This is a genomic window from Halochromatium glycolicum (assembly GCF_016584085.1).
GTDB lineage: Bacteria > Pseudomonadota > Gammaproteobacteria > Chromatiales > Chromatiaceae > Lamprobacter > Lamprobacter glycolicus.
On sequence record NZ_NRSJ01000027.1, the window covers coordinates 1 to 23,769 of the forward strand.

At 65.2% G+C, this 23,769-nt stretch carries 20 protein-coding genes; 8 read left to right on the top strand and 12 right to left on the bottom strand.

Annotated features, from left to right (window positions below; genetic code table 11):
• Positions 1-159: 159 nt before the first annotated feature.
• The 3 genes from CKO40_RS14410 to CKO40_RS14425 are packed head-to-tail and all read right to left on the bottom strand — an operon-like array spanning position 160 to position 2,626.
• On the bottom strand, positions 160-1,194 hold the full coding sequence (locus tag CKO40_RS14410) for a precorrin-3B C(17)-methyltransferase (RefSeq protein WP_242477054.1): 1,035 nt from the start codon (positions 1,192-1,194) through the stop codon (positions 160-162).
• Positions 1,191-2,003, bottom strand: coding sequence for a precorrin-2 C(20)-methyltransferase (locus CKO40_RS14420; protein WP_200346933.1), 813 nt, complete (start codon positions 2,001-2,003; stop codon positions 1,191-1,193). The genes CKO40_RS14410 and CKO40_RS14420 overlap by 4 nt, the downstream gene beginning before the upstream one ends.
• Positions 2,000-2,626, bottom strand: coding sequence for a precorrin-8X methylmutase (locus tag CKO40_RS14425; RefSeq protein WP_200346934.1), 627 nt, complete (start codon positions 2,624-2,626; stop codon positions 2,000-2,002). The genes CKO40_RS14420 and CKO40_RS14425 overlap by 4 nt, the downstream gene beginning before the upstream one ends.
• A gap of 447 nt (positions 2,627-3,073) precedes the next feature.
• Between CKO40_RS14425 and cbiE the strand changes: the two genes are divergently transcribed.
• Together cbiE and CKO40_RS14435 are read left to right on the top strand one after the other, a co-directional pair.
• Positions 3,074-4,309, top strand: a complete 1,236-nt coding sequence (cbiE, locus tag CKO40_RS14430; RefSeq protein ID WP_200346935.1) for a precorrin-6y C5,15-methyltransferase (decarboxylating) subunit CbiE — start codon at positions 3,074-3,076, stop codon at positions 4,307-4,309.
• Positions 4,310-5,294: 985 nt separating this feature from the next.
• Entirely contained in the window at positions 5,295-8,063 is a 2,769-nt protein-coding gene (locus tag CKO40_RS14435) for a cation-translocating P-type ATPase (RefSeq protein WP_207173662.1), read from the top strand.
• Between the two features lie 136 nt (positions 8,064-8,199).
• On the opposite strand, the gene CKO40_RS25380 is transcribed toward CKO40_RS14435, so the two are convergent.
• The gene (locus tag CKO40_RS25380; RefSeq protein ID WP_420827384.1) at positions 8,200-9,063 is read right to left on the bottom strand and encodes an HMA2 domain-containing protein; all 864 of its coding nucleotides are present in this window, start codon (positions 9,061-9,063) and stop codon (positions 8,200-8,202) included.
• Positions 9,064-9,390: 327 nt separating this feature from the next.
• Between CKO40_RS25380 and hemP the strand changes: the two genes are divergently transcribed.
• The gene (gene hemP, locus CKO40_RS14440; protein WP_200346937.1) at positions 9,391-9,573 is read left to right on the top strand and encodes a hemin uptake protein HemP; all 183 of its coding nucleotides are present in this window, start codon (positions 9,391-9,393) and stop codon (positions 9,571-9,573) included.
• A 135-nt stretch (positions 9,574-9,708) separates the two neighbouring features.
• Here hemP and pssA read toward each other — a convergent pair whose 3' ends face one another.
• Entirely contained in the window at positions 9,709-10,494 is a 786-nt protein-coding gene (gene pssA, locus CKO40_RS14445) for a CDP-diacylglycerol--serine O-phosphatidyltransferase (protein WP_200346938.1), read from the bottom strand.
• A 238-nt stretch (positions 10,495-10,732) separates the two neighbouring features.
• Here pssA and hoxE point away from each other — a divergent pair, with 238 nt between their 5' ends.
• Positions 10,733-11,227 carry a bidirectional hydrogenase complex protein HoxE gene (gene hoxE / locus CKO40_RS14450; protein WP_200346939.1) on the top strand — a complete coding sequence of 165 codons (495 nt, stop codon included), beginning with the start codon at positions 10,733-10,735 and terminating at the stop codon, positions 11,225-11,227.
• On the top strand, positions 11,224-12,831 hold the full coding sequence (gene nuoF, locus CKO40_RS14455; protein WP_200346940.1) for an NADH-quinone oxidoreductase subunit NuoF: 1,608 nt from the start codon (positions 11,224-11,226) through the stop codon (positions 12,829-12,831). The genes hoxE and nuoF overlap by 4 nt, the downstream gene beginning before the upstream one ends.
• 8 nt (positions 12,832-12,839) lie before the next feature.
• On the opposite strand, the gene CKO40_RS14460 is transcribed toward nuoF, so the two are convergent.
• A complete protein-coding gene (locus CKO40_RS14460) occupies positions 12,840-13,619 on the bottom strand; it encodes a lytic transglycosylase domain-containing protein (protein ID WP_200346941.1) in 780 nt (259 codons plus the stop codon).
• Between the two features lie 244 nt (positions 13,620-13,863).
• On the opposite strand from CKO40_RS14460, the gene CKO40_RS14465 reads away from it, so the two are divergent.
• The 3 genes from CKO40_RS14465 to CKO40_RS14475 all read left to right on the top strand — a co-directional run bounded on the left by CKO40_RS14465 (position 13,864) and on the right by CKO40_RS14475 (position 17,130).
• A complete protein-coding gene (locus CKO40_RS14465; RefSeq protein WP_200346942.1) occupies positions 13,864-14,805 on the top strand; it encodes a hypothetical protein in 942 nt (313 codons plus the stop codon).
• Positions 14,806-15,030: 225 nt separating this feature from the next.
• Complete coding sequence (locus CKO40_RS14470) at positions 15,031-16,188, top strand: ATP-grasp domain-containing protein (protein WP_242477056.1); 1,158 nt, start codon at positions 15,031-15,033, stop codon at positions 16,186-16,188.
• 15 nt (positions 16,189-16,203) lie between these two features.
• Positions 16,204-17,130 (top strand): isoaspartyl peptidase/L-asparaginase family protein, encoded by a 927-nt coding sequence (locus tag CKO40_RS14475; RefSeq protein ID WP_242477057.1) that lies wholly within the window; start codon positions 16,204-16,206, stop codon positions 17,128-17,130.
• 1 nt (position 17,131) lies between these two features.
• Here CKO40_RS14475 and CKO40_RS14480 read toward each other — a convergent pair whose 3' ends face one another.
• From CKO40_RS14480 to era, 6 genes are all read right to left on the bottom strand, one after another.
• On the bottom strand, positions 17,132-17,767 hold the full coding sequence (locus CKO40_RS14480; RefSeq protein WP_200346982.1) for an endonuclease III domain-containing protein: 636 nt from the start codon (positions 17,765-17,767) through the stop codon (positions 17,132-17,134).
• Between the two features lie 83 nt (positions 17,768-17,850).
• On the bottom strand, positions 17,851-19,074 hold the full coding sequence (locus tag CKO40_RS14485; protein ID WP_200346944.1) for a glucose-1-phosphate adenylyltransferase family protein: 1,224 nt from the start codon (positions 19,072-19,074) through the stop codon (positions 17,851-17,853).
• A gap of 415 nt (positions 19,075-19,489) precedes the next feature.
• A complete protein-coding gene (gpmI, locus tag CKO40_RS14490) occupies positions 19,490-21,085 on the bottom strand; it encodes a 2,3-bisphosphoglycerate-independent phosphoglycerate mutase (RefSeq protein ID WP_200346945.1) in 1,596 nt (531 codons plus the stop codon).
• Between the two features lie 178 nt (positions 21,086-21,263).
• Complete coding sequence (gene pdxJ / locus CKO40_RS14495; protein WP_200346946.1) at positions 21,264-22,022, bottom strand: pyridoxine 5'-phosphate synthase; 759 nt, start codon at positions 22,020-22,022, stop codon at positions 21,264-21,266.
• A 56-nt stretch (positions 22,023-22,078) separates the two neighbouring features.
• On the bottom strand, positions 22,079-22,810 hold the full coding sequence (gene recO / locus CKO40_RS14500; RefSeq protein WP_200346947.1) for a DNA repair protein RecO: 732 nt from the start codon (positions 22,808-22,810) through the stop codon (positions 22,079-22,081).
• Positions 22,811-22,816: 6 nt separating this feature from the next.
• Positions 22,817-23,746, bottom strand: coding sequence for a GTPase Era (era, locus tag CKO40_RS14505; RefSeq protein ID WP_200346983.1), 930 nt, complete (start codon positions 23,744-23,746; stop codon positions 22,817-22,819).
• Positions 23,747-23,769: the final 23 nt, after the last annotated feature.

Consider the following 23,769-nt stretch of genomic DNA (forward strand, 5'->3'; position numbering starts at 1 on the left):
TGAGGGGAGAACAAGCCAGCTTCATCAAAGCGTTGCTCTGCAGCGAGGCGTCCATGCGTCCAGAGATCTTCAATGCCGGTCTCCGTGTCTTGTCAGCTGCCATCTCCGAGGATGGCGGGAATTGCTGGACCTCACCCTTCACCCTTCCCTCTTCCCTCTTCACCCTTCAAACTCCCCCGGATACCAGCGCGGCGTATAGACCCAATGCCCGCCCTCCCGGCGCGGAACGGCACGGGTCTGCGACGAGCCGATGATGACCACGGTGCGCATATCGACCTGCTCCGGGTCGATGTCGGCGAGGCGTTGCACCCGGATCGCTTCGTCGGGACGCCCGACATCGCGGCCGAGCACGACCGGCGTCTCCGGCGCTCGATATCGACGCAGGATCGCGAGCGCGTCGAGGAACTGATGCGGCCGGGCGCGCGAGCGCGGGTTGTAGAGCGCGAGCACCAGATCGGCCTCGGCGGCGAGTGCGAGCCGCCGCTCGATCTGCGACCAGGGCTTGAGATTGTCCGACAGTGACAGGGTGCAGAAATCATGACCGAGCGGCGCGCCGACCCTGGCCGCCGCGGCCTGGGCCGCCGAGATGCCGGGCAGGATCACCAGCTCGATGGCAGAACCACCGGCTGCAACACAGGCCTCTGCAATGCGATCCGCTTGAGGGACATCTGCCGCAAGTCCCGACCCGGCGTGATCGTCCGCGGCTAGACCACCCGCTGCCGAGCCGATCGCCTTCTCCGCCGCGCCGGGCTCAGCGGGATCCTGTCCCGATGCGCCACCTGGCACCCGACTGGACTCACTCCGCGCCTCACCGCCAGGCGCAACGCCCGCCACGACTTGCCGATGCACGGCCTCGACCACCGCCGCGGCCATCGCGAAGATGCCGGGATCGCCGGAGGAGACGACGACCACCCGGCGGCCGGCGGCGGCGAGCTGCAGGGCGTGGCGGGCGCGCTCCATCTCCTCGCGGTTGTCGGAGCCGTGCACGCGCTGCTCGGGGCGAAACGGCCCGGCCAGCGCGAGATAGGTCTGATAGCCGATGAGGTCGGTCGCCCGCTCCAGCTCCTCGCGCACCAGCGGAATCAGATACTCGCGCCCGCCCGGCCCGAGACCGACCACCGCAAGCCGGCCGCGCCCGTTGGCGGATGCGGTACCGTGGTTCGCGCTGTGGGACCTGTTCGTCGTCTCGCTCATGCGCGCTGCGCCTGCGCTTCTACCTCTTTGGCAGACGCGTCCGCCCCAGCTCCGGGCCAGCGCTCGCCTGGCAGCAGCACCATCGAGAAATAGGGCACGGTCGCCGGATCGATCTCGCTCAGCGGCCGGATGCATTCATCGGCCATGGTCGCGCGCTCGACATAACGGGCACGCGATGCCAGCCCAAGCGCCTCGAGTACGCCGCGCACCTTGGCGAAGTTGGTGCCGAGCTTCATGATCGCCGCCGCCTCTGCGCCGGCGAGCTGGCGCTTGAGCTCGGCCTCCGGCAGGGTGCCGGAGATCACCCGCAGGGTCTGGTCGCGATAGACCAGGGGCGTGCTCAGCGCCGAGGCACTCGCGACCACCGAGCAGACGCCGGGCACCACCTCGGTCTCGAAGCACCCGGCCAGGCGGTCGTGCAGGTACATGAAGGAGCCGTAGAACAGCGGATCGCCCTCGCACAGCGCGGCCACGTCCCGGCCGGCGTTCAGGTAGGCGGCGATGCGCCCGGCGCAATCATCGTAGAAGCGGCGAATGACCCCTTCGTAGTCGAACGGTGGCGGCGGCGGCCGGCCGGTGATGGGATAGATCAGCGGCAGCAATTCCTGCTCGGGCTGCAGCCAGGGCTCAACGCTGGCGAGGGCATTACCGCGCTTGCGGGGCCCGGCATAGTAGGCCACCACCGGCGCCGCGCGCAGATAGCGCAGGCCCTTGACCGTGATCAGCTCCGGGTCGCCAGGGCCGACGCCAAGCCCGATCAGCCGCCCCGGACGCGGGTCCTGCGCCTTGCGGTCGGCGCGGGCGTTCATCGCTCCTCCCGCGCCAGCGCGTTGACCGCCGCTGCTGCCATCGCGCTGCCGCCGCGCCGTCCGCGCAGCGTGAGATAAGGGACGCCGCGACTGTCCTCGGCGAGCGCGGCCTTGGACTCGGCGGCGCCGACGAAGCCGACCGGGAAACCGAGGATCAAGGCCGGCCGCGGCGCGCCGGCATCGAGCAATTCCAGCAGTCGAAACAGCGCGGTCGGGGCGTTGCCGATGACCACCACCGCGCCGGCCAGGTACGCTCGCCACAGCTCCAGCGCGGCCGCGGTGCGGGTGTTGCCGAGCTGCGCCGCCAGCGCCGGCACCTGCGGATCATCAAGGGTGCAGAGGACCGGATTCTCAGCCGGTAAGCGAGCGCGGATCACGCCTTCGGCAACCATGCGGCTGTCGCACAGGATCGCCGCGCCAGCGGCCAGCGCCGCGCGCCCGGCATGGCCGGCCTCGGCGGAGAACAGCAGAGCGTCGGCCGCATCGGGCATGCCGCAGGCATGGACGACACGCACCGCGACGGACTCCAGATCGGCGGGGAAGCGTGCCAAGTCGGCCTCGGCGCGGATGATGGCGAAGGATTCGCGATAGATCGCGGCCCCGTCGCGGTTGTAGTCGAGCATGGGCGGGTCTCTGACGGGCGGATTCAAGGGCTCGCTCCGGTGCGCGTCGGATCGGTGCGCGTCGGATCGGTCTGGCCTGACGCATCGAAGCCAACGCACGGTGGCGCAGCGAGCCGTCGCGATGGCTCGGATGCGCGCCATTCGATCCGACGCCAGCGAGGTCTCGCAGCGCTGCTGGCCAGGGCCGCGGAGCCAGGCGGCACCGCAGCCGACGCGACCGGAGCGGATGGCGATCAGATACGGCAATATACCGGCGGGCCATGGATTCGGCTACCCGGTCCGCTCCGCGTGCATTGGCCTGTGCGATCCATTGCTGGCGCCCGTTGGCGATCCACACACCTTCCCTTTCTACCTTCATTTACCTTTGCGACCCGCCATGACCGCGATAACCTCTGCCCCTCCCTGTTCTTCGGCCAGGGTCTCGACCGCCGCGCCGGGCCGGTGCCCATGAGCCCTGAGCCCTGGCTGACCATCGTCGGCATCGGCGAGGATGGGCTGGCCGGTCTGGGTGCGGCCGCGCGCGACGCGATCGCCACGGCCGAGCTGCTGGTCGGCGGCGAGCGCCATCTGGGAATGGTCCCGGCGCGCCCCGAGCAAGCACGCCAACCCTGGCCGAGCCCGTTCTCGCAGGCCTATGCCCTGCTGCGCGCCCAGCGCGGCCGCCGCGTCTGCGTGCTCGCCAGCGGCGATCCGATGTGCTATGGCGTCGGCAGCCGTCTCGCCGCCGACTACCCGGCCGCGGAGCTGCGGATCATCCCGGCACCCTCGTCATTGTCGTTGGCGGCGGCGCGCCTGGGCTGGGCACTGCAGACGACGCGCGTGCTGCCGGCGCACGGCCGCGCGCTGGCCCGGCTCAATCTGTACCTGGCCCCTGGCGCCCGGCTGCTGGTGATGTCGGCCGATGCCGAGACGCCGGCGCAGATCGCTGCGCTGCTGCGCGAGCGCGGCTTCGGCGCGAGCCGCCTGGTGGTGCTCGAGCGCCTCGGCGGCGCGCACGAGCGCCAGCACGAAGGGAACGCCGAAGGCTGGGATCGGGCACCGGGCGCGGCGCTGAACCTGGTCGCCATCGACTGCCGCGGCCGCGGTGAGCAGCGCCTGGCGCGGCGCGCCGGGCTCCCCGATGCCGCCTTCGCGCACGATGGTCAGCTCACCAAGCGCGATGTGCGCGCAGCGACGCTCGCCCGCCTCGCGCCCCAGCCCGAGGAGCTGCTGTGGGACGTCGGCGCCGGCTGCGGCTCGATCGGTATCGAATGGATGCGCGCCGAGGCCGGCTGCCACGCCATCGCGATCGAGCCCAAGGCCGCGCGCCGGGCGCTGATCGCGCGCAACAGCGAGCGGCTCGGTGTGCCGGAGCTGCGCATCGTCGCCGGCGAGGCACCGGCGGCCCTCGCCGACCTGCCCGCGCCGGACGCGGTCTTCATCGGCGGCGGCCTGACCGCCGCCGGCGTCAGCAAGCACTGCTGGCAGGCATTGCGCCCGGGCGGGCGGCTCGTCGCCAACGCCGTCACCCTGCAGAGCGAGGCCGCACTGGTGGACCTGCGCGCGCGCATCGGCGGCGAGCTGACGCGCCTCTCGGTGGCCCAGGCCGCCCCGCTCGGCGGCTTCGATGGCTGGCGCCCGGCGATGCCGGTCACCTTGCTCGTGGCCGAGAAGCCGCTGACCGACGGCCCTTCTCGGTTATAGCCCTCCGCCCTGACTTTCGGACAGGGTGAGCCCACCGGTGCTGTCTGTTGCTGCGCATTCTGTCCGGCGATCAGGCGGAATGGCTATAAGAGTGCCTATTTGAAGATCGTTGCTCAGCGTTGACCGAGCTTAGCGTTGACCGGTCCTCCCGCCCTCGCTACCCTCACGCTGGAGGTCGCCGTGGAGGGGCAGGAGCGCTTTAAGTTCCTGCGTGCAGTGTGATCGAGACCAACTATCCCGCAGCCACTTAATGAGGAAAACCTTGATGAGATCACTGTTATTTTTGTTTGTGTTTGCCGTCGTGGTCGTAGGAATCTCCCTCTTCTTCAAAGGCCATGCCAACTCAGTGAACCTCCACCATATCTGTGACAAAGACGTTCCTTGGTACGACGCAGTCTTCCTGGATGCAATCAAGGACAAGTCGGATTGCGAGAAATATCACTAGCTCGTTAGAGCCATCCAACCTAATGCGAGCACTGACCCCTTTGATTCTGGCAGCAGTGATGCAGGATAACCAAAAGGGTCTGTACGGATATCGGTACGGTTGACTAGACAAAGGCCCTGCCAGGATAGCCCCCATAGATCAAGATCAGGCGAGCAAGCGAGCAATATCAGTATTCCTGCAGGCTAGGCGCTCGTTCTGATAGGGCCTTTTCGCCCGTCGAGGTCACGGCAACTGCGGCCCGAACACGGTCGCTGATACCGCGACCTCAGTGGCGTTCACAGCCGTCAGCAGCATGGATGCTGCACCAGCCAAGCGCCGCCTCAAACCATACCGCTGCCGGTTCGCCAACGTGCAGCCGCTGGCGCAAGCCCTTCCCCACCGTCAGGCCTTCAGCGGCCGCGTAAGAGTCGCCGAGCACGATCGCGCATCGAGCGCCCCTCCTGCCCTTGCCGAACCTAGAGGCAGCAGAGCGTGAAGGATCGCGCAGAATTCCAGGGGACCGACCAACTAGACTGCAACCAATGCGAACGCGTCGTTCGCATGTGTTTTGTCTATCCTGGAGGTCTGTCCGTGCTTTGGTACCAGCTTGCTCCCGAGGGTGTGATGTCCGCTCTCGGTACGAATGAACAAGGACTTTCGTCGAACGAGGCAACCACACGACAAGCCACCGCGGGCGAGAACGTCATCAGCGTCAGGAAGACGCCCGCATGGCTTCGATTCCTCAAGCAGTTCAAGGACCCGATGTCTGTGATCCTGCTCGCGACAGCCATCGTGACAGGAATGCTGACCGTATTCGGCGCCCACCTGCTCCCTGACACGCTGGTCATCCTGTCGGTCGTCGTGCTCAACGCCTGCGTCGGCTACTACCTCGAAGGCAAGGCCGAGAACGCGATCGAAGCGCTCAAGTCCATGATGGTCCCGGAATGCATGGTGCGACGGGATGGCGGGCTGCTGCGGATTCCATCGAAGGATCTGGTGCCTGGCGACATCGTCGAGCTCGAAGGCGGAGACAAGATCCCCGCTGACGTTCGCTTCATTCGGCTGCACAACGCCCAGGTGGACGAATCGTCGCTGACCGGTGAATCGGTGCCTGTCACCAAGAACACGGACCTGATCGAAGGGGAGAATGTGGTTCCCGGCGATCAGAAGAACATGGGGTTCTCGGGGACCTATCTGACCCAGGGCACGGCGAAGGCCGTCGTGGTCGAGATCGGCGACAACACCGTATTCGGTCAGATCGCCGGCATGGTCAAGGCATCAGCGGCCCATGCGACACCGCTGCAGCGCAAGCTCGGCCGCTTCATCAAGACGCTGATCATCGCGATCATGAGTATCGGCGCGGTGAACTTCGTGTCTGGGATCATGCTCGGCTACGCGATCTCGTACAGCCTCCTCGGCGCGATCTCGCTGATTGTCGCGGCCATCCCGGAAATGCTCCCGGCGCTCGTGACAGCGGTGCTGGCCAAATCAAGCAATGCGATGGCGAAGCAGAACGCGATCGTCTCCAATCTGCCCGCTGCCGAGACGCTTGGCGCAACCTCGGTGATCTGCTCCGACAAGACCGGCACGCTCACCGAGAACCGGATGACGGTCACCAATGCCTTCACGGCCGGACAGGGTTTCGAGGTCTCAGGGGTTGGATATGACGTAACAGGCCATTTCTCCCGGGACGGCGCCCGGACCGATCCGGACACGAATCCATCACTGCGGCGGCTGCTCGAGGTCGGCTTCTTCTGCAACAACGCCCACCTCAGCGACGAGGGCAAGAGTATCGGTGACCCGACCGAGATCGCGTTGATGATCGCTGGGGCCAAGGCGCATCTCAACAAGGACCAGGTACGGCGTATCGAGGAGATCCCGTTCGATTCGGCGACGAAGTACATGGCAGTGCTCGCCGATTGCAACGGGGAGCGCTACATCTTCGTCAAAGGGGCGCCAGAGATCGTCCTCGAGATGTGCTCCCGGACGACCGATCCACAGGGCAATGAGCAGCCCTTGCAGAGTGACGAATACGTCGAGGCCGCGAAAGGCTTCGCTCGGCAGGCGCTGCGGACGCTCGGCTTCGCGTTCAAGCGCGTCGCGCCAGATCATGCCGACCTACTCCATCAGGATCTGCATGATCTCAGCTTCGCCGGGCTGCAGGGCATGATCGATCCGCCCAAGGACAGTGCCATCCAAGCGGTCGCCAACTGCAAATCGGCTGGGATTCGCACCGTCATGGTCACCGGAGACCATCCGTTGACCGCGCAGGCCGTTGCTAAGCAGCTGGGCATTCCAGCCCACCGGGTGTTATCAGGTACCGAGCTGAACGAGATCGATCAGCGCGCCTTACAGCAGGAGGTCGAAGAGGTCTCGGTGTTTGCCCGCGTCGCTCCGGAGCACAAACAGCAGATCGCCGAAGCGCTGCAAGCCAATGGCCATGTCGTGGCGATGACGGGCGACGGCGTCAACGACGCCCCGGCGCTCAAGCAGGCCGACATCGGTGTCGCAATGGGTCGGGAAGGGACCGAGGTCGCCCGGCAAGCCGCCGACATGGTGCTCGCGGACGACAATTTCGCGACCATCGTCACTGCGGTCGAAGAGGGTCGGCACGCCTGGCGAAACCTGCAGAAGGCGATCCTCTACACGCTGCCGACGAATGCTGCTCAGGCCCTATTGATCATGGGCGCGATCCTGATGGCGGCATTCGTTCCGATCTTTGGGGAGCGGTTCGTGCTCGAGCCGATCCAGATCCTCTGGATCAACCTGCTCGATTCGCTGCTGCTGACATTGCCGCTAATGATGGAGCCGAAGGAGCGCGGCCTGCTGTCGCAGCCACCGCGGGATGCGAAGGCCAACATCATCGACCTGCTGTTCATTCAGCGCGTGATCCTGATCGGCACCGCCATCTCGATCCCCGGCTTCTTGGTCTATCACTATTTCGGGTCTCCGGCGATCGTCGATGGTCAGGTCGTTGATCCGCTGCTGCTGACGCAGGCCCAAACGGCGGCCTTCTGGGCGATCCTGTTCGCGCATTTTGGCTATGTCTTCTCAGCGCGCTCGATCCATCGGTCGGTGTTCACCTTCAGCCCCTTCAGTAATCGATGGCTATTGGCCGGAGTCGTCGCCAGCATCTCCATCCGCCTGATCCCGACCTTCGTCCCGGCGACATCGAGCTGGTTCAAGACCGAGGATTTCCCGATCGAATGGTGGCCGCTGATCCTTGCCTGCTTCCTGCCGAGCTTGATCGCGATCGAGGGCGACAAATACCTCCGTCAGAAGCGGAGCTACAACACCGCAGCGATCGCTAGCGCCGAGCAAAAGGCCTGAGCAGGCTTCTCCCCCGGCAATGCGCGGTGCCCGCCTCTCGGGCATCGCGCGCGATGACGCCGCCGACCATCAGGCTTGCGGCCGATTGCACCAGCACATTCAGGCCGCGGCGGAGCAACCCGGTATCAACCCGATATCAACCGGCGACACCGATATCGCGCACGGGTTGACGAAGGCGCTGCCAGAGGTCGCCCGGCCGCAAGGCCTTCAAGAGGCGGGTCAGTCCAGCCCGCTGCCGGGCGCATTCGCGCCACCAGCAGCGCAGCGAGAACCGAATCATTCTGCTCGTCAGGTACCGGTTCAGGTCGCACAGCCAACAGCTCGATTCGACCGGAGCCACCTCAGGATGCACGCGATCCTGATGCCGGCGGCCCGGATTCGAGGCCGCTGTTCGCTGCCGGCTCAGGTCGGCGAGCGGCCAAGTCAGGGTCAGCCCTCTCCTTGCCGGTAACTGGCGTACGGATTCATCATGGCGGGGATGCCGGAGGGTGCTCGGATGCCGATGCCTGGGTGGACCCGTCGGAGCATCAGCGCTGAGCAGTTCATCGAGCAAGTCGGAGACACGCCTGTGCAGGGCTGCTTCGTTCAGTGTCGCCGGCCTGTACTGAATGATGATGCTGCCTCGAGAAACGCCTGAACGTACCGACTCGATCGCAGGATCGAGTTCGAGTGTCCCGACCAAGCGTCGCGCAAGATGGGGATCATCGTACAAGGCCGGCACGGACAGGCGTAGGCGCCCGGAGATGTGATGCCGTACCCGTACCGGCCAAGCTTGCGGCGATCTGGGCCGCCCCGCCCATTGTGCTTTCCTCGCTTCGGCTTGAACTGGGCCTGACGCCGCTGCGTGCGACCGGAAGACGACCGGGGCGGGGCTAGGTGGTGGCGACAATCTCTTCAGTGACGGTAAGGATGCGTTGAACATGCTGGATCTCGGGCTGGCGGATGGTAGCGGGCAAGGAGCGGCGCCTTTCGTGATCACTTTATTAAGAACGCTTCTCATAAGCAACCGCTTTGAAGCGCAGCAGAGGCATGGAAAGGCCGCCCAGCCGGAGCGATCCACGGGCCGAGTACAGACCACGCACTGAGTACAGAAACCACGATGCCGTGGCTGCTTTGGCGGGCCATCTTCAGGGAAAAGCGTCCGGCCCCTGCCCTCCCGGACAGGGATCAGGCCTCATCGCAAGACGGTGGAGACTGACGCCGCAGCTGGCAGGGTCCTGGCGAGAAACCCGGAAACGATCAAAGAAATGCGATTCACTCTCATTTTTGTTGCAATGACAAATGATAATGCGTAGGATTCAAGCTCTGTCATCGAACGGAGGTAGCCATGAGCCCACGCATGCATTCCCCATCATCGGATAAGGTCCCAGGGAGTCCGGCAGGCGCGCAGGAGCGCCGCGTTCAGAGCAACCAACTGCTACAAGGAGCGCGTCGCGTCGTGATCGAGCACGGCGACGCCAGCTACACGCTGCTGCTGACGCGCAACGACAAGCTCATCCTCGTCAAGTAGTAGTTCGGCTCAGGTTAGAAGCAGCCCGGGCCAACCGTTCCGGGCCAACCGTTCCGGGCCAACCGTTCCGGGCCAACCGTTCCGGGCCAACCGTTCCGGGCCAACCGTTCCGGGCCAACTGCTTCGGGCCGGAAATCAGGCCTCGCGTCGGCGATCCCGACGGCGCCGGCGTTGACGCCGACGAGCCAGCGTGAACACAGGCCCCGAGACTGCATAGCCCAAGAACATCACAAACAGCAGTACTGGCGGGTCCAGCACCACCAGCGCGAAACCCAGCATGACGAGCACGGTCACCATGAAGGGCACACGGCCCTGAAGGTCGAGCACCTTGAAGCTGTGGTAGCGGAAGTTGCTCACCATCAGCAGACCAGAGAGCGCCGTCAGGACCGCAACCAGCAGGCTCACGCTATTTCCGGCGATACCGTTATCGGTCCCGATCCAGATCATCCCGGCGATGATCGCCGCCGCGGAAGGGCTGGGTAGGCCCTGGAACCAGCGCTTGTCGCTGATGCCAACCTGGGTGTTGAAGCGCGCAAGGCGCAATGCCGCGGCAGCGGTGTAGATGAAGGCCGCAAGCCAGCCCAGCTTCCCAAGCCCTGAGAGCGCCCACTCGTAGGCGACGAGGGCCGGCGCAACGCCAAATGCCACCATGTCCGAAAGGCTGTCATACTCGGCGCCGAAATCACTTTGAGTATGGGTCATCCGCGCGACCCGACCGTCGAAACCATCCAACACCATCGCCGCGAAGATGCCGAGGGCCGCAGCCTCAAAGTGTCCGCCATTGGCTGACAAGACCGCATAAAAGCCGGCGAACAGGGCCGCGGTCGTAAACAGGTTCGGCAACAGATAGATCCCGCGTCGGCGCGCGGGCTGGGCTGGCTGGACCGAGCCAGCAGCCGGGTCAGGATCGAGGTCGGCCATAAGGTGAAACTCGCGCCGGGAAGTGGTCGGCTCGCATCGGTTCTCAGGGTTGAACGAGCGCGCCGCCAGTATAGACGGGCGCGTCCGCGCTGTTGAGGGGCACGGATATCCCCGGTCCGGCAATGGTCATCGATTCTTCGTTTGGAGCTCAAGTGCCAGACAGGGTTTAATGGGAGCCCTTTCCACAGCCGCCCATGCCCGGACCGATCGTCCAGCCGCCGAACAAAGGGGCCACTTCATGCAAAGACAACGACCTGAACTTCCCAGCTCCGACAAGCGCTGGAAGCTGGTCAACGCGACGATGCGGCGTAATGGCTACGCCGAGCATGCGTTGATCGAGGCCCTGCACAGCGTTCAGGATGCCTTCGGGTTCCTGGATACCGAGGCCATGACCTTCGTCGCCGATTCACTCGATCTGCCGCTGAGCAAGGTCTACGGCGTCGCGACCTTCTATCACCTGTTCATGCTCAAGCCGCAGGGTCGCCATACCTGCGTCGTCTGCACCGGCACCGCCTGCTATATCAAGGGCGCCGGCGCCCTGATCGAAGGCATCGAACAGCGCTTCGGGGTCAATCCCGGGGAGACGACCGACGACAAGGCGCTCTCGGTGATGACCGCCCGCTGCGTCGGGGCCTGCGGGCTGGCACCCGCGGTGGTGCTGGACGGCAATGTCATCGGCAAGCTCGGCACCGATAAACTGGTCGAGCGCATCGAGCAGGAGGCAGCGGAATGAACGTCGATGATCTTGAGATCATGGCTGAAGGCTACCGCGCCGAAAACGCCGACGTCGAGCATGAGATCCGCGTCTGCATGGCCGCTAGCTGTCAGTCGTCTGGCGCCCAGCCCGTACTCGATGCCCTCACCGCAGCCTGCGACACCAAGGGCGGTACCTGTCGGGTCAAGGGCGTCGGTTGTATGGGGCTGTGCTCGGCCGGCCCATTGGTGACGGTCGGCGAACGCGATGCCGAGCTCGCCGATTCGACCATCTACCGAGACGTCACCGCCGACGACGCCCATGACATCCTCGCCAGCGTGGACACAGCACCGGTTGCGCGCCTGCAGTGCCCGAACGACCTGCCTTTTTTCAGCCGCCAGAAGAAGATCGTGCTCGAGCATGCCGGGGTGGTCGATCCGGACAGCTTCAAGGGCTACGTCGCCGTCGGCGGCTACCGCGCGATGGTTCAGGCCCTCAGCGAGATGACCCCGGCCGATGTGATCGCCGAGATCACCACCAGCGGCCTACGCGGCCGCGGCGGCGGCGGCTATCCGACCGGACTCAAGTGGTCGACGGTGGCCAAGATGCCGGGCGAGCAGAAGTACGTGATCTGCAACGCCGATGAGGGCGATCCGGGCGCGTTCATGGATCGGGCGATCCTGGAATCCGACCCGCATCGGGTGCTCGAGGGGATGGCGATCGCCGCCTATGCGATCGGCGCCGACAAGGGCTATATCTATGTGCGCGCCGAGTACCCGCTGGCCGTCGAGCGGCTCAAGAACGCGATCCGCAAGGCCAAGCGCCAGGGCTTCCTTGGCCATCATATCTGCGAGACCCAGTTCAACTTCGATGTCGAGATCCGCCTCGGTGCCGGGGCCTTCGTCTGCGGTGAGGAGACCGCCTTGATGGCCTCGATCGAGGGCGGCCGCGGCCAGCCCCGTCCGCGCCCGCCCTACCCGGCCGAGTCCGGGCTGTTCGGACGTCCCACGCTGATCAACAACGTCGAGACCTATGCCAATGTCGCCCCGATCGTCAGCGAGGGCGGCGATTGGTTCGCGTCGATCGGCACCGAGCGCTCGGCCGGCACCAAGGTCTTCGCACTGGCCGGCACGATCGAGAACACCGGGCTGATCGAGGTGCCGATGGGCACTACCCTACGCGACATCATCGAGGTCATCGGTGGCGGCATCCCCGATGGCAAGGCGTTCAAGGCGGTGCAGACCGGCGGCCCATCCGGCGGCTGTGTGCCGGCCGATCATCTCGATATCCCGGTGGATTACGACAGCCTGAAGACGCTTGGCACCATGATGGGCTCGGGTGGGATGATCGTGATGGACGAGACCTCGAGCATGGTCGACGTCGCACGCTTCTTCATGGAGTTCTGCATGGATGAATCCTGCGGCAAGTGCGTGCCCTGCCGCACCGGTACCCAGCAGATGCATGCCTTGTTGGACAAGATCGCGAAATCGGAGGCCAGCCACTCCGACCTGGCCCTGCTCGAAGAGCTGTGCGAGGTCGTCCAGGCCACAAGCCTCTGCGGGCTCGGCCAAACGGCGCCCAACCCGGTGATGAGCACGCTGCGCTATTTCCGTGACGAATACGAGGAGAAGCTCGGCCGCTGAATCCGGGGTCAATTCGCCGAGCGCAGCTGCGGTCGGCGTAATTCGAACATCGGCTTGCTCTTGGGGCCGACGCTGTGGAGACCCGGATCGAGCGCACGATCGGACAAGGTTGGCCGGGTACGCAGGAACAGCCGGGACGGAAGGATGCGCCGACCGGTCGTGCGCCCAGTGCCGCTGGCCCTGGCCATCGCCGGGGTCAACGTGACGCCGACAAGCGCCCGAGCCTTCTCCGAGTAGGGCTCGATCCCCTTCCGGCGCAGATAATTCGTTAGCACACGATGGGTATAGCGTTGGGTCTCAGGATAGGTCACGAAGCCGTTGTGGCGGCTCAATGCGCCTTCTCCGGCGTTGTAGGCCATGATGGCCTTACCGATCCCGAACTGCCCCAACAGCCGCTTCAGATGGCGCACACCGGTGCGAACATTGGTCTGCGGATCGAACAGCGCCTCAACCGAATCGACCCCATAATCGGCCGCGGTCTCGGGCATCACCTGCATCAAGCCCACCGCACCGGCGTGGGAGACCGCATGCGGATCATAGGCGGATTCGGCCAGTACCACGGCATCGACCAGATCGATCTCGACGCCGTATTGGTTCGCGATCCGCTCGACCAATGCCTTCAGGGCCTTGCGGCTCGGTACCGGCGTGTCCGGCGGCGTTGGCAAAGCACCGTTGGTCAGGGAACCGGGGTCTGGCACCGGCTTGGCCTCGGCAACCTCGGCCTCGGCGGCCGGCAGCGCAATCAACGTGGTCGTCAACAGGATAAGTCGAGTGAGCGGCCATCGCATTGTGTAGCCTCCTCAAAGCGGTCAGGGTGACAGGCGCTGCGCGAACAATCGCCGATGTGACGGTGCTCACTGGCAGATAGGGCAACGATGCTGCGATACTTCGCCCTTCATCATAGAGGCTAGACTCCTGCTGCCCTAATCGCGCAGCCGAGCCACCATCGCGTCCGCTCGCAACTGTAACCGACTCACGACCAAGTCGCGCAAGCGGGCAACGCCCCTCGACGCCCAGCGCAACACACGCACGATGAGCGACACGATCGAAAACGGCACCATCGCCGAGGTGCAGGGCCGGCGCTGCGTCTATTACGACGGCTACTGGATCAAGTACTACGAGCCGCCTCCAGAGACGCTGGCGGCAAAGAAGGCCTTGATCGAGGCCCTGACGCGCCGACTGTTCAACCATGTCGAGCACGGTATCAATATCCCGGGCATCCGCCTTGCCGAGGCGCGCGCTGCTTACGAGGCGGAAACCAATCCGGAGCGCAAGCGCGTCAATGGTGCCATGCTGGCCGGGGCACTGTTCAACCGCGCGACGACGATCTTCACGAAGCTTGTCGAACTGCAGGCCGACGGCGTCGAGATCGAGCCGGACGATGCCCTGATGCGCGAATGCGGCGACTATCTGCTGGAGGCGCTCGACCTCGGTCATATGGTGCGGCATCGCGGCGGTGATGAAGGCATCGACGAGCTTTGGGGCGAACCATTCAAGGCCTTCAGCCAGCCGATCGCTGCATTCTACGAGAGTCGTTATCTGAAGATCGCGATGACGATGCGCGAGATCGACCGCATCACCGCCACCATCACCACGACCTTCGAGGGCAGCACCCAGGTCAGCGATCTCGCACCCTTGCTGGCCGAGCTCGGCGAGTCGGCCAAGCGCAAATGCGAGATCCTCCGCACCGATCCAGCGATCTTCCAGGTCTGGCCGGCGTTCGTCGTCGCTGGCGATCGGATGCGGAACATCCAACCGCGTGTTTCACCGGCCCCCTCACCCGCCGAGATCCACGAGGCCCAAGAAGGGGCTCGCATCCTCAAATCGAGCGCCGCGCTCGTTTGCCATATGGTGAGGGCGCGCACCCCGATGCCGAAGAGCTGCCGCGAGCTGATCGATACCTGTCACCGCTTCCGCCGCACCTTCATCGAGCCCAAGCTGAAGCAAGCGCAGGCCGGACAGGACAAGGGTTAAGGGCGGCTCAACCTCCTCGGCAACCGGTCGGGCGCAATGCGGACTCTCTCCGTCGCGGGATCTCTCCATCAAGGCCCGACAATGACGCAGTGACATCCCAGTGCGCACCAGCACAGGGCAATATCCTCCCAGTCAATCGGCGCTGCGCGACCGATTCGGCTGGCCTAGCCTTTGCATATGCAGCCGGATATCAGGCCACGACCGGCGCGACCAGGGCGTTCCAGCATGGGTGAGGCGACCAGCAATCCGAAACCGGCCCCGGCAATGGACAGGAATCCTGCCGCCTTCGCACCGACGGAGCGGGCCCCGCGCATCCTGAACCACGACATCATGGGCTGTACGGCCGAGGGGGTGCTCGGAAACCATCTGTACTCCGGGCGCGCGCTTGGCGTCAGCGAGCCCGATGACCTGATCCAGCTGCACCCGGACCTGCGCCCACAATGGGACGGCATCTGCAGCCACTATGATCGGATCGGCCTCTCCTATAGCACGAACGTCATCTGGGACGTCGGCACCCATCAGCTCTCGGCCTACCCGGAGCATGAGCCGTCGGTCTTCTTCTTCGGCGCTGCAGAGCAACGCGTGCGCCCGGACGAACGCTGGCATCAGACCGTCGACTATATCAATTCCAAGAATCGCTTCATGGACTTGGCCGACAATCTCGGGGTACCGGTGCCGAAGACCCTCTGTTTCGACAGGGTTGGCTCAATCGACAACAACGCAGTCGACGCGGCGCCCTATCCCTGCTATCTCAAGGCCGCGGTCTCGGTCTCCGGCGTCGGCATCTATCGCTGCGAGGGGCCGCAACAGCTTCGCGCTGCAATCACGGCCTTCGATCCCGGAGTCCCCGTCCAGATCCAGCAGGAGGTCCTGACCGACTCGTTTCTGAACCTCCAGTACGAGGCGACCGACGGCCAAGCCGCTCGCGTTGCCGCCACTGAGCAGGTGCTCGACGGCTGCGTTCACCAGGGCAATCGGCATCCTGTCCCAGCGCCGCCTTGGGAACAGGTCGACCCGATGGCGCAGTGGCTCGTCGAGCAAGGCATCCGCGGCCTGTTCGCTTTCGATGTCGCGGTGCTCGACGGTCGCGCCGACACGAAACATCTGGCGATTGAATGCAACCCGCGGTGGAACGGGGCCTCCTACCCGACCATGATCGCCCGCAAGCTCGGCATCGATTATTGGCTCGCGCGCACCTTCCCGACCCGCCACCGGATGCTCGCGGATATCGATCTGAGCGGCATCGAGTTCGACGCCGCCACCGGCACCGGCGTCATCCTGGTGAATTGGGGGCCCGTGCTGGTCGGAAAACTGCTCGTACTCCTTGCAGGCGATCCAGATCAGCAGCAACATCTGGAACGGGCATTGGGCCAGCGCCTCTGAAGAACGCACATCCGCATGATCGATACCTATTCCCTGATGATCCATGGTGGCGCCGGTGCGCTCGACAATGTAGCCGACGAGCGCATCGCTGTGCGCTACCTCGAGAGCATGCGGGTGATCCTCGAGCACGGCCGTGCCATCCTCGAGCGTGGTGCGAGCGCAATCGAAGCGGTCGAGAGCTGCGCCTCGCAGCTCGAAGACGACCCCTTGTTCAACGCCGGATGCGGCTCGGTACTGAACGAGAACGGCAAGGTCGAGATGGACGCCGGCATCATGGACGGCCGCGACCTCTCTGCTGGCGCCGTTGCCGGCATCAGCAATATCGCCAACCCGGTGCAGCTGGCGCGACTGATCATGGACGGCAGTGAGCACGTGATGCTGTTCGGCGACGGCGCCCTCGAGTTCGCGCGGCATTGCGACGTGCGGCTGACACCAGACCACTACTTCTTCACGCCAGACCGGATCAAACAGCTCGAACAGGCACGCCTTCACCACCGGATGATGCTCGATCACGACGAAGACGGCGAGGACCAGAAGTACGGGACCATTGGGGCCGTCGCGCGCGACCGTCATGGCAACCTCGCCGCCGCCACATCGACCGGTGGCATCGTCAACAAGCGCATGGGCCGGGTCGGCGACTCACCGATCGTCGGCGCCGGTGTCTATGCCGACAATGAGAGCTGCGCCATCTCGGCCACCGGATTTGGTGAGGACTTCATGCGAACCGTCTTCGCAAAGACCATCGCCGATCGGATCGAGTTCTGTGACAGCGACGCCCGCTCAGCGGTCGACGACGGACTCGCCTACCTCACCCGCAAGGTCCGCGGCCGCGGCGGCGTCATCTGCATCGATCGCAACGGCTGTTGTGCCAGCGGCATGACGACCAAGAAGATGATCCACGGTTGGATCGAGCACGGCGGCGAGACCACTTGCCGGTTCTAGGTCAACCCTCCTCTCGCATCAGACAGTCAGACTTCAGAGAGCAGCGGCCGCACTGCGGCTTACGGGCGCGACACAAGTCTTTGGCGTGCCGAACGATCAGTGCGTGGTACTCGTTCAGGCTGACGCTATCCGGCCCGATCGCGCGCTCGACCCTCTCTCGAATGGTCTCATAGCCCTCATCACCATCGAGCAGGCCCATGCGCCGGAATAGCCGCCGCGTGTAGGCATCGACCACGAACACCGGGCGATCGAACGCATAGAGCAGGATATCGTCGGCAGTCTCGGCACCAACCCCAGGGATTGTTAGCAGCCATGCGCGCAGGTGCGGGGTCGCCCAGGTCGCAAGCACGGATTCGCCGCCCGCCGCGAGCAGTGCATCGCAGAACGCGCGCAGCCGCCGCGCCTTGACGTTGAAGTAACCGGACGGGCGGATCGCCTCGGCGAGCGCCGCCTCCTCCAGCTCGAGCAGCGCCTCGGGCGCCAGCGCAATACGGTCCTTCAAGCGGCCCAACGCCCGCTCGACATTGGTCCAGGCGGTGTTCTGGGTCAAGATCGCACCCAGCATCACCTCGAAGGGGGTTTCGGCCGGCCACCAACCCTGTTCGCCGTAGGTTGCGAACAGGCGCTCGTAGAGCATCCTGATCGCGTCATCGGTACCCGGGCGCGCCTCGACGCTCGCCGCAACGGCTCTATCCACCGCTCGCTCCGGTCATCAGCCCCTCAGAGCGACCGCCCTTTGCGGATCACCACGATACCGTCGTCCGAGACCTCGAAACGCTCGGCATCGGCGCGGCGATCCTCGCCGATCCTCGCACCAGGCGGGATCACGACGTCCTTATCACAGATGCAGCGCCGCACCCGGGCATTGGCGCCGACGCGAACGCCCTCGAATAGGATCGCTTCATCGACGATGGCGCCATCCTCGACCTCGACCCGCGGGTAGAGCACCGAATGACTCACACCGCCACCACGGATGACCGTACCAGCCGCCAGCATCGAGTTGACGAAGATCCCCTCGTTGCCGGAGCTCGGGCCGGGGACGGTGCGCGCCGGCGGATACTGTCCCTGATAGGTCAGGATGTTCCAGTCGGCCTGATAGAGGTCGAGCGGGGATTCGGCCTTCAACAGGTCCATGTTGGCGCGAAAATAGGCATCGGTGGAACCGAGGTCGCTCCAGTAGCGATCCGGGGTCACCCGCCCGCGCTCACCGCCGAAGCGATAGGCCGAGGGTTGCAGGGGCGTGTCGATGCGGCCCTCGAGAAACGGCGTCAGGAACTGCGTGGTCAGATCGACCCCGGATTCCATCTCGACCTCGGTCACGGCAGCCAGGCGCTCGATCTGCTCGAGCAAGAGCGCCTTGTCGATCAGCACCACGCCCATGGTCGACGCATAGGGTTCATCGCCCTCGCCCCGCGGGGATAGGCCGAGGATGCGATCGGCCTCGTCGAGCTTGACCTCGATACCGCCGCTCGCCGTCCCGACACCGGCCTGGCGCAATGCGCAGGTCAGGCCGCCGCCCTGCTCGCGGTGGAACCGGATCAGCTCGGCATAATCCATCCGGTACACCAAGCCGCCGTCGAGCAACAGGACGGTATCGGCCTGACTGCGCTCGATCAGGTAGCAGTTCTGGCGCAATGCATCGATCGCATTACGATACCAACCGCTCTCGTAGCGCATCTGGGGTGGTACGGCCGTGATGAACTCACCGAGCTCGGCATTGAATAACGACCAGCCGTTGCGCAGGTGCTTGTGCAGCGAGTGCGATTTGTACTGGCTCAGGATCAAGACCTGGCGCAGCCCCGAATGCAGGCAGTTCGCGAGAGTGAAATCGATCACACGGTACTTACCCGCAACGGGCACCGCGGCCTTGCAACGATGCTCTGTCAGCGGTCGTGGCGTACCGCGCTCGGCGGCGAATACGAAGGTCAGCGTCTTGGAAGGCATGGGTGTTCTCGAGCAAACTTCGGCCGTTTACCGCTCTGCTCCCCGGCGCCCGGAACGCCCCTTCAGGGCCGAGAACGGGCGGACGCAGGGCTCGGGCGCTGTACAAGGGCGCCAGCCGGACGGTCATGATCACGAGGCTCGCCCGACACCAGCATCAAGCCCGAACGCCCCTGAACGATGCTGAGCGCATTGTAGGCCAATGCCGCCGCGCCGAGGAGCAGCACAACCAGTAGTACCAAGCGATGCGACGACATGGCGGTCACCATCAAGCCGGGCGGGATGGAAACGGGCCAAGAGGCAGGCGCCCGATGGGCGCCGCGCTTGACGCGCTAGCATTGCGCAGTGCGCCGCCGATGCGCATCAAGTTGGTGCGCACAGTCAGCGCTGCGGGGCACTTCTAGACCGGGCCGGTGATTCAGCTCGTGCTTGCCATGGCCATCCGATCCAGTGCGGCACTCGGCTGCGGCAAGCGCGCTTCGACCAACAGTGACTGACCAGACATCGCCTCAGTTTGCGGCAGGCCCATCAGCTCGAGCACCGTTGGGGCCACATCCGCGAGACCGCCGCTCGGGCGCAGCACCCAGCGCTCCTGATCCACGACCAGGAACGGGACCGGGTTGGTCGTATGCTGGGTATGGGGCTCATCGGTCTCGGGGTCGGCCATCATGTCGCAGTTGCCATGATCAGCGGTCAGGAGGGCCGAATAGCCATGCGCCACGGCGGCATCGAGCACCCGCCCGGCCTGGTGGTCGACGACCTCGACCGCATGGATCACCGCATCCATGAAACCGGTGTGGCCGACCATATCGCCGTTGGCGAAGTTGACCACGATGAAGCCATAGCGCTCCGATTCGATCGCCTCGACCACCGCATCGCCGACCTGTGCCGCGCTCATCTCCGGCTTCAGGTCATAGGTCTTGACCATTGGGGACGGGATCAATCGATGCACCTCACCCTCCGCCGGTTCTTCCTGTCCGCCGTTGAAGAAGAAGGTGACATGGGCGTACTTCTCGGTCTCAGCGCAATGGAACTGCTCGATGCCTTCGGCGCTGATCAGCTGGTTCAGGGTCACCGAGGGCTTCTCCGGATCGAACGCATGCGGCAGACCAAAGGTCCTGTCGTAGACCATCATGCAGGTCAGATCACAGAGCGGCGCGTCACCACGGTCGAAGCCCTCGAAGCCCGGCAATGCCAGGGCCGCGGCGATCTGACGCGGGCGGTCCTTGCGGAAGTTGAACAGGACCATCGGGTCATCGGCCTGAAGGCCGTGCCAATCGCCGATGACGCTCGGGTGGACGAACTCATCGCCCTCACCAGCAGCATAGGCCGCATCGATCGCCGCCCGGGCAGTCGGCGCGCTGCGTCCCTTGCCGAGCACGATCGCGCGCCAGGCGCGCTCGGTGCGATCGAAACGCCGGTCGCGGTCCATGGCATAGTAACGACCGCTGACGGTGACGATCGCTCCGCCCGCCCCATCGAGCGCTTCCTCGACATCGCCGAGGCTGTTGAGCACCGACTTCGGTGGGGTATCCCGCCCATCGGTGATCATATGCACCAATGGCGTCACACCCTCACGCCGGCAGAGCTCGATCAATGCCAGCAGATGTCGCGAGTGGCTGTGGACGCCTCCTTCCGAGACCAGCCCCAGCAACTGCAGCGGCCGCCCCTTCGCCTTGGCCGAGCTCACCGCAGCGCACAGCGCCGGGTTGTCGAAGAAGCTCCCGTCCGCGATCGCGTCGTCGATCAGCACCAGATCCTGGCGCAGCGCGCTCCCGCTGCCGAGGGTCATATGACCCACCTCGGAGTTGCCCATCTGCCCTACCGGCAGACCCACGCCGCTTCCGGATGCGTTGAGCTGGGTGAAGGGGTAACGGAAAAAATACTCATCGAGCCGCGGCGTACGCGCCTGAGCCATGGCGTTATGGAGCTTGCTCGGGTTGATGCCAACGCCGTCGAGGATGACCAAGACGACTGGTCGCCGTGGGACTGTCGACTTTACTGAGGTATTCATGATCGGATTCCGTAGAGAGCAGCCTGTCGCGTGCGAGTCGTTTCGTTGCGAGTCGTTTCGTTGCGAGTCGTTTCGTTAGGAATGAAGCAAACCGCGTTCCTTTTCCACCCCGGTTCGATGACAATGATTCCAAGACCGGCGGTGACGGCGGCGAAACGCCCTGGCGACGATGCGCCGGTCAGGCGCTGCGCTGCCAGGCCGCCTGCACCATCAGCCGCTTCATCTCGGCGACAGCCCGCTCCAGGCCCGAGAACAGCGCCCGCGCGACGATCGCATGACCGATATTGAGCTCACGGACGCCGGGCAGCGCCGCAATCGCCTCGACGTTGGGATAATCGAGACCGTGCCCGGCATTGACCTGCAGCCCGAGCTTCCTCCCTCTGCCCACCGCCTCGGCGATTCGCTGCAGCTCCTCGCGCCGCGCGGCTGGTGTCATGGCATCGGCATAGCGGCCGGTGTGGATCTCGACCACGGGCGCCCCGACCTCGACCGCCGCCTCGAGCTGAGCGGGCTCCGGATCGATGAAGAGCGAGACGCGCACGCCGGCCTCGGTCAGCATCGCGCTCAGTTCCCGCAGCTTGTCGACCTGTCCGGCGACATCGAGGCCGCCCTCGGTCGTGAGCTCTTCGCGCCGCTCTGGCACCAGACAGCAGTCGCTCGGACGAACCTCGGTCGCGATGCGTCCCATCTCGGGGGTCGCCGCCATCTCGAGATTCATCCGCGTCTGCAGGATGCCTTTCAGCAGATGCACATCGCGATCCTGGATATGACGGCGATCCTCGCGCAGGTGCAGCGTGATCGCATCGGCCCCGGCCTGCTCGGCGACGAGCGCGGCCTGGATCGGCTCGGGATAACGGGTGCCGCGTGCGGCGCGAATCGTAGCGATATGGTCGATGTTGACGCCGAGCAGGATCGGCGCACCGGTTAACTCTGCCATGTTGGCTCCTGGAATGCCGGTCGGTCTAGACCGAGGATTGGTTTGATGGAAGCGGATCAGCTCGTGCGCCGTCGGAACAGCGCTCGGCTCTTGAGCGGCTTCGGCCCCAGATGTGGCGCCAGCGCAGCACGCATCAGATCGCGCGCAGCACGCGCATCGGCAGCGGTCAGTGCCGCCCCCGCGGTCAGCCGAGCCAGCAGCGCGCCGCTGACCGTCACGCCGGGCGTATCCGGTGCTGCATCGGCGACGCCCGCGGGCTGAGCGATCAGCCCGCTCTGGGGCTCAAAGCGATACCAGCGCCCGCGCGCCAGCGGCGCACCTTGCGCATCCCGAGTGAGGTCCGGTGCATACCCCAGCTCTTCAAGCAGACGCAGCTCGAAACGACGCAGGACCGGCTCGATCGGCGCCGCGACCAGGTCGCCCAGGGCCTGCTGATAGAACACGAACAAGGCCTCGTGCGGGTCGTCGCGCTCGATCAGCCGCAGCATCAGCTCGTTCAGGTACAGGCCGCAATAGAGCCGTTCACCGGCAAGCGCCAAGGCCGGGCCCGCCGCCTCCGCCGCGGTCAGGGTCTTGACCTCGCCGCGTCCACTCCAGCCGAGCCACAACGGCTGGAAGGGCTGCAACAGCAACGCCGCCGGCGAGCGTCCGCGCGCGGCGGTCTTAGCGCCTTTGGCGACGATCGCCAGCCGTCCGGCCTCGGCGCTGAAGACCTCGAGCAGCAGGCTCGTATTGCGATAGTCGCGCCGGTGCAGCACAAAGCCACGCCGCAGCGAGCGATGACTCATCAACGCTTAGTATTCACCGTAACCGAGGCTTGCAAGGGCGGCCTCGTCGCTGCTCCAGCTGTGCTTGACCTTGACCCAGACCTCCAGGTGCACCGAGCGCCCGAACAGCTTCTGCATCTCCAGCCGCGCTTGCGACGCCGCCGCCTTCAGGGCTTCGCCCCCGCGGCCGACGATGATCGCCTTCTGGCTCTCGCGCTCGACCCATACCAGCGCATGGATGCGCGCTCTCGCCTCGCCGTCCGCGCTCTCGGTCGGCTCCAGCTTGAACGACTCGATCTCGACCGTGCTTCGATACGGTAGCTCCTTTCCGTAACGCTGCATCAGCTGCTCGCGCAACAGTTCAGCGGCGAGGAAGCGCTCTGAGCGGTCGGTCAGTTGATCCGGTGGAAACAGGTTCTCACCGATCGGAAGGGCCGCCAGCACCGCTGCCTCGAGCCGGTCGACCTGCTCGCCGTCCAGTGCCGAGACCGGCACCATCGCAGAGAACGCGTAGCGCTGCGATAACGTCTGTAAGAACGGCAGCAAACGCGGCTTCTCGGTGATCCGATCGCATTTGTTGATTGCAACGATCACCGGTGTGCCGGCCTCCGCGACCGCCTCCAGTGCCATCCGATCCTCGTCGTTGAAGCGCAGCGCCTCAACGACCAGCAGCACCAGATCGACATCGGAGAGGATCGCTCGCGCAGCCCGGTTCAGGTAGCGATTGAGTGCGTTACCTCCGCGCTGGTGCAGCCCAGGCGTATCCACATAGAGGATCTGACCGCCGCTTAGCGTCGAGACCCCCAGGATGGTATGGCGCGTCGTCTGCGGCTTGTGCGAGGTGATCGCGAGCTTCTGGCCGAGCAGCCGATTCAAGAGTGTCGACTTGCCGACATTGGGCCGCCCGACGATGGCGACATAGCCACAGCGATTCTCGCTGCGGGCGGTCTCGCACACCTCAGCCGACTGTTCCTCAATCG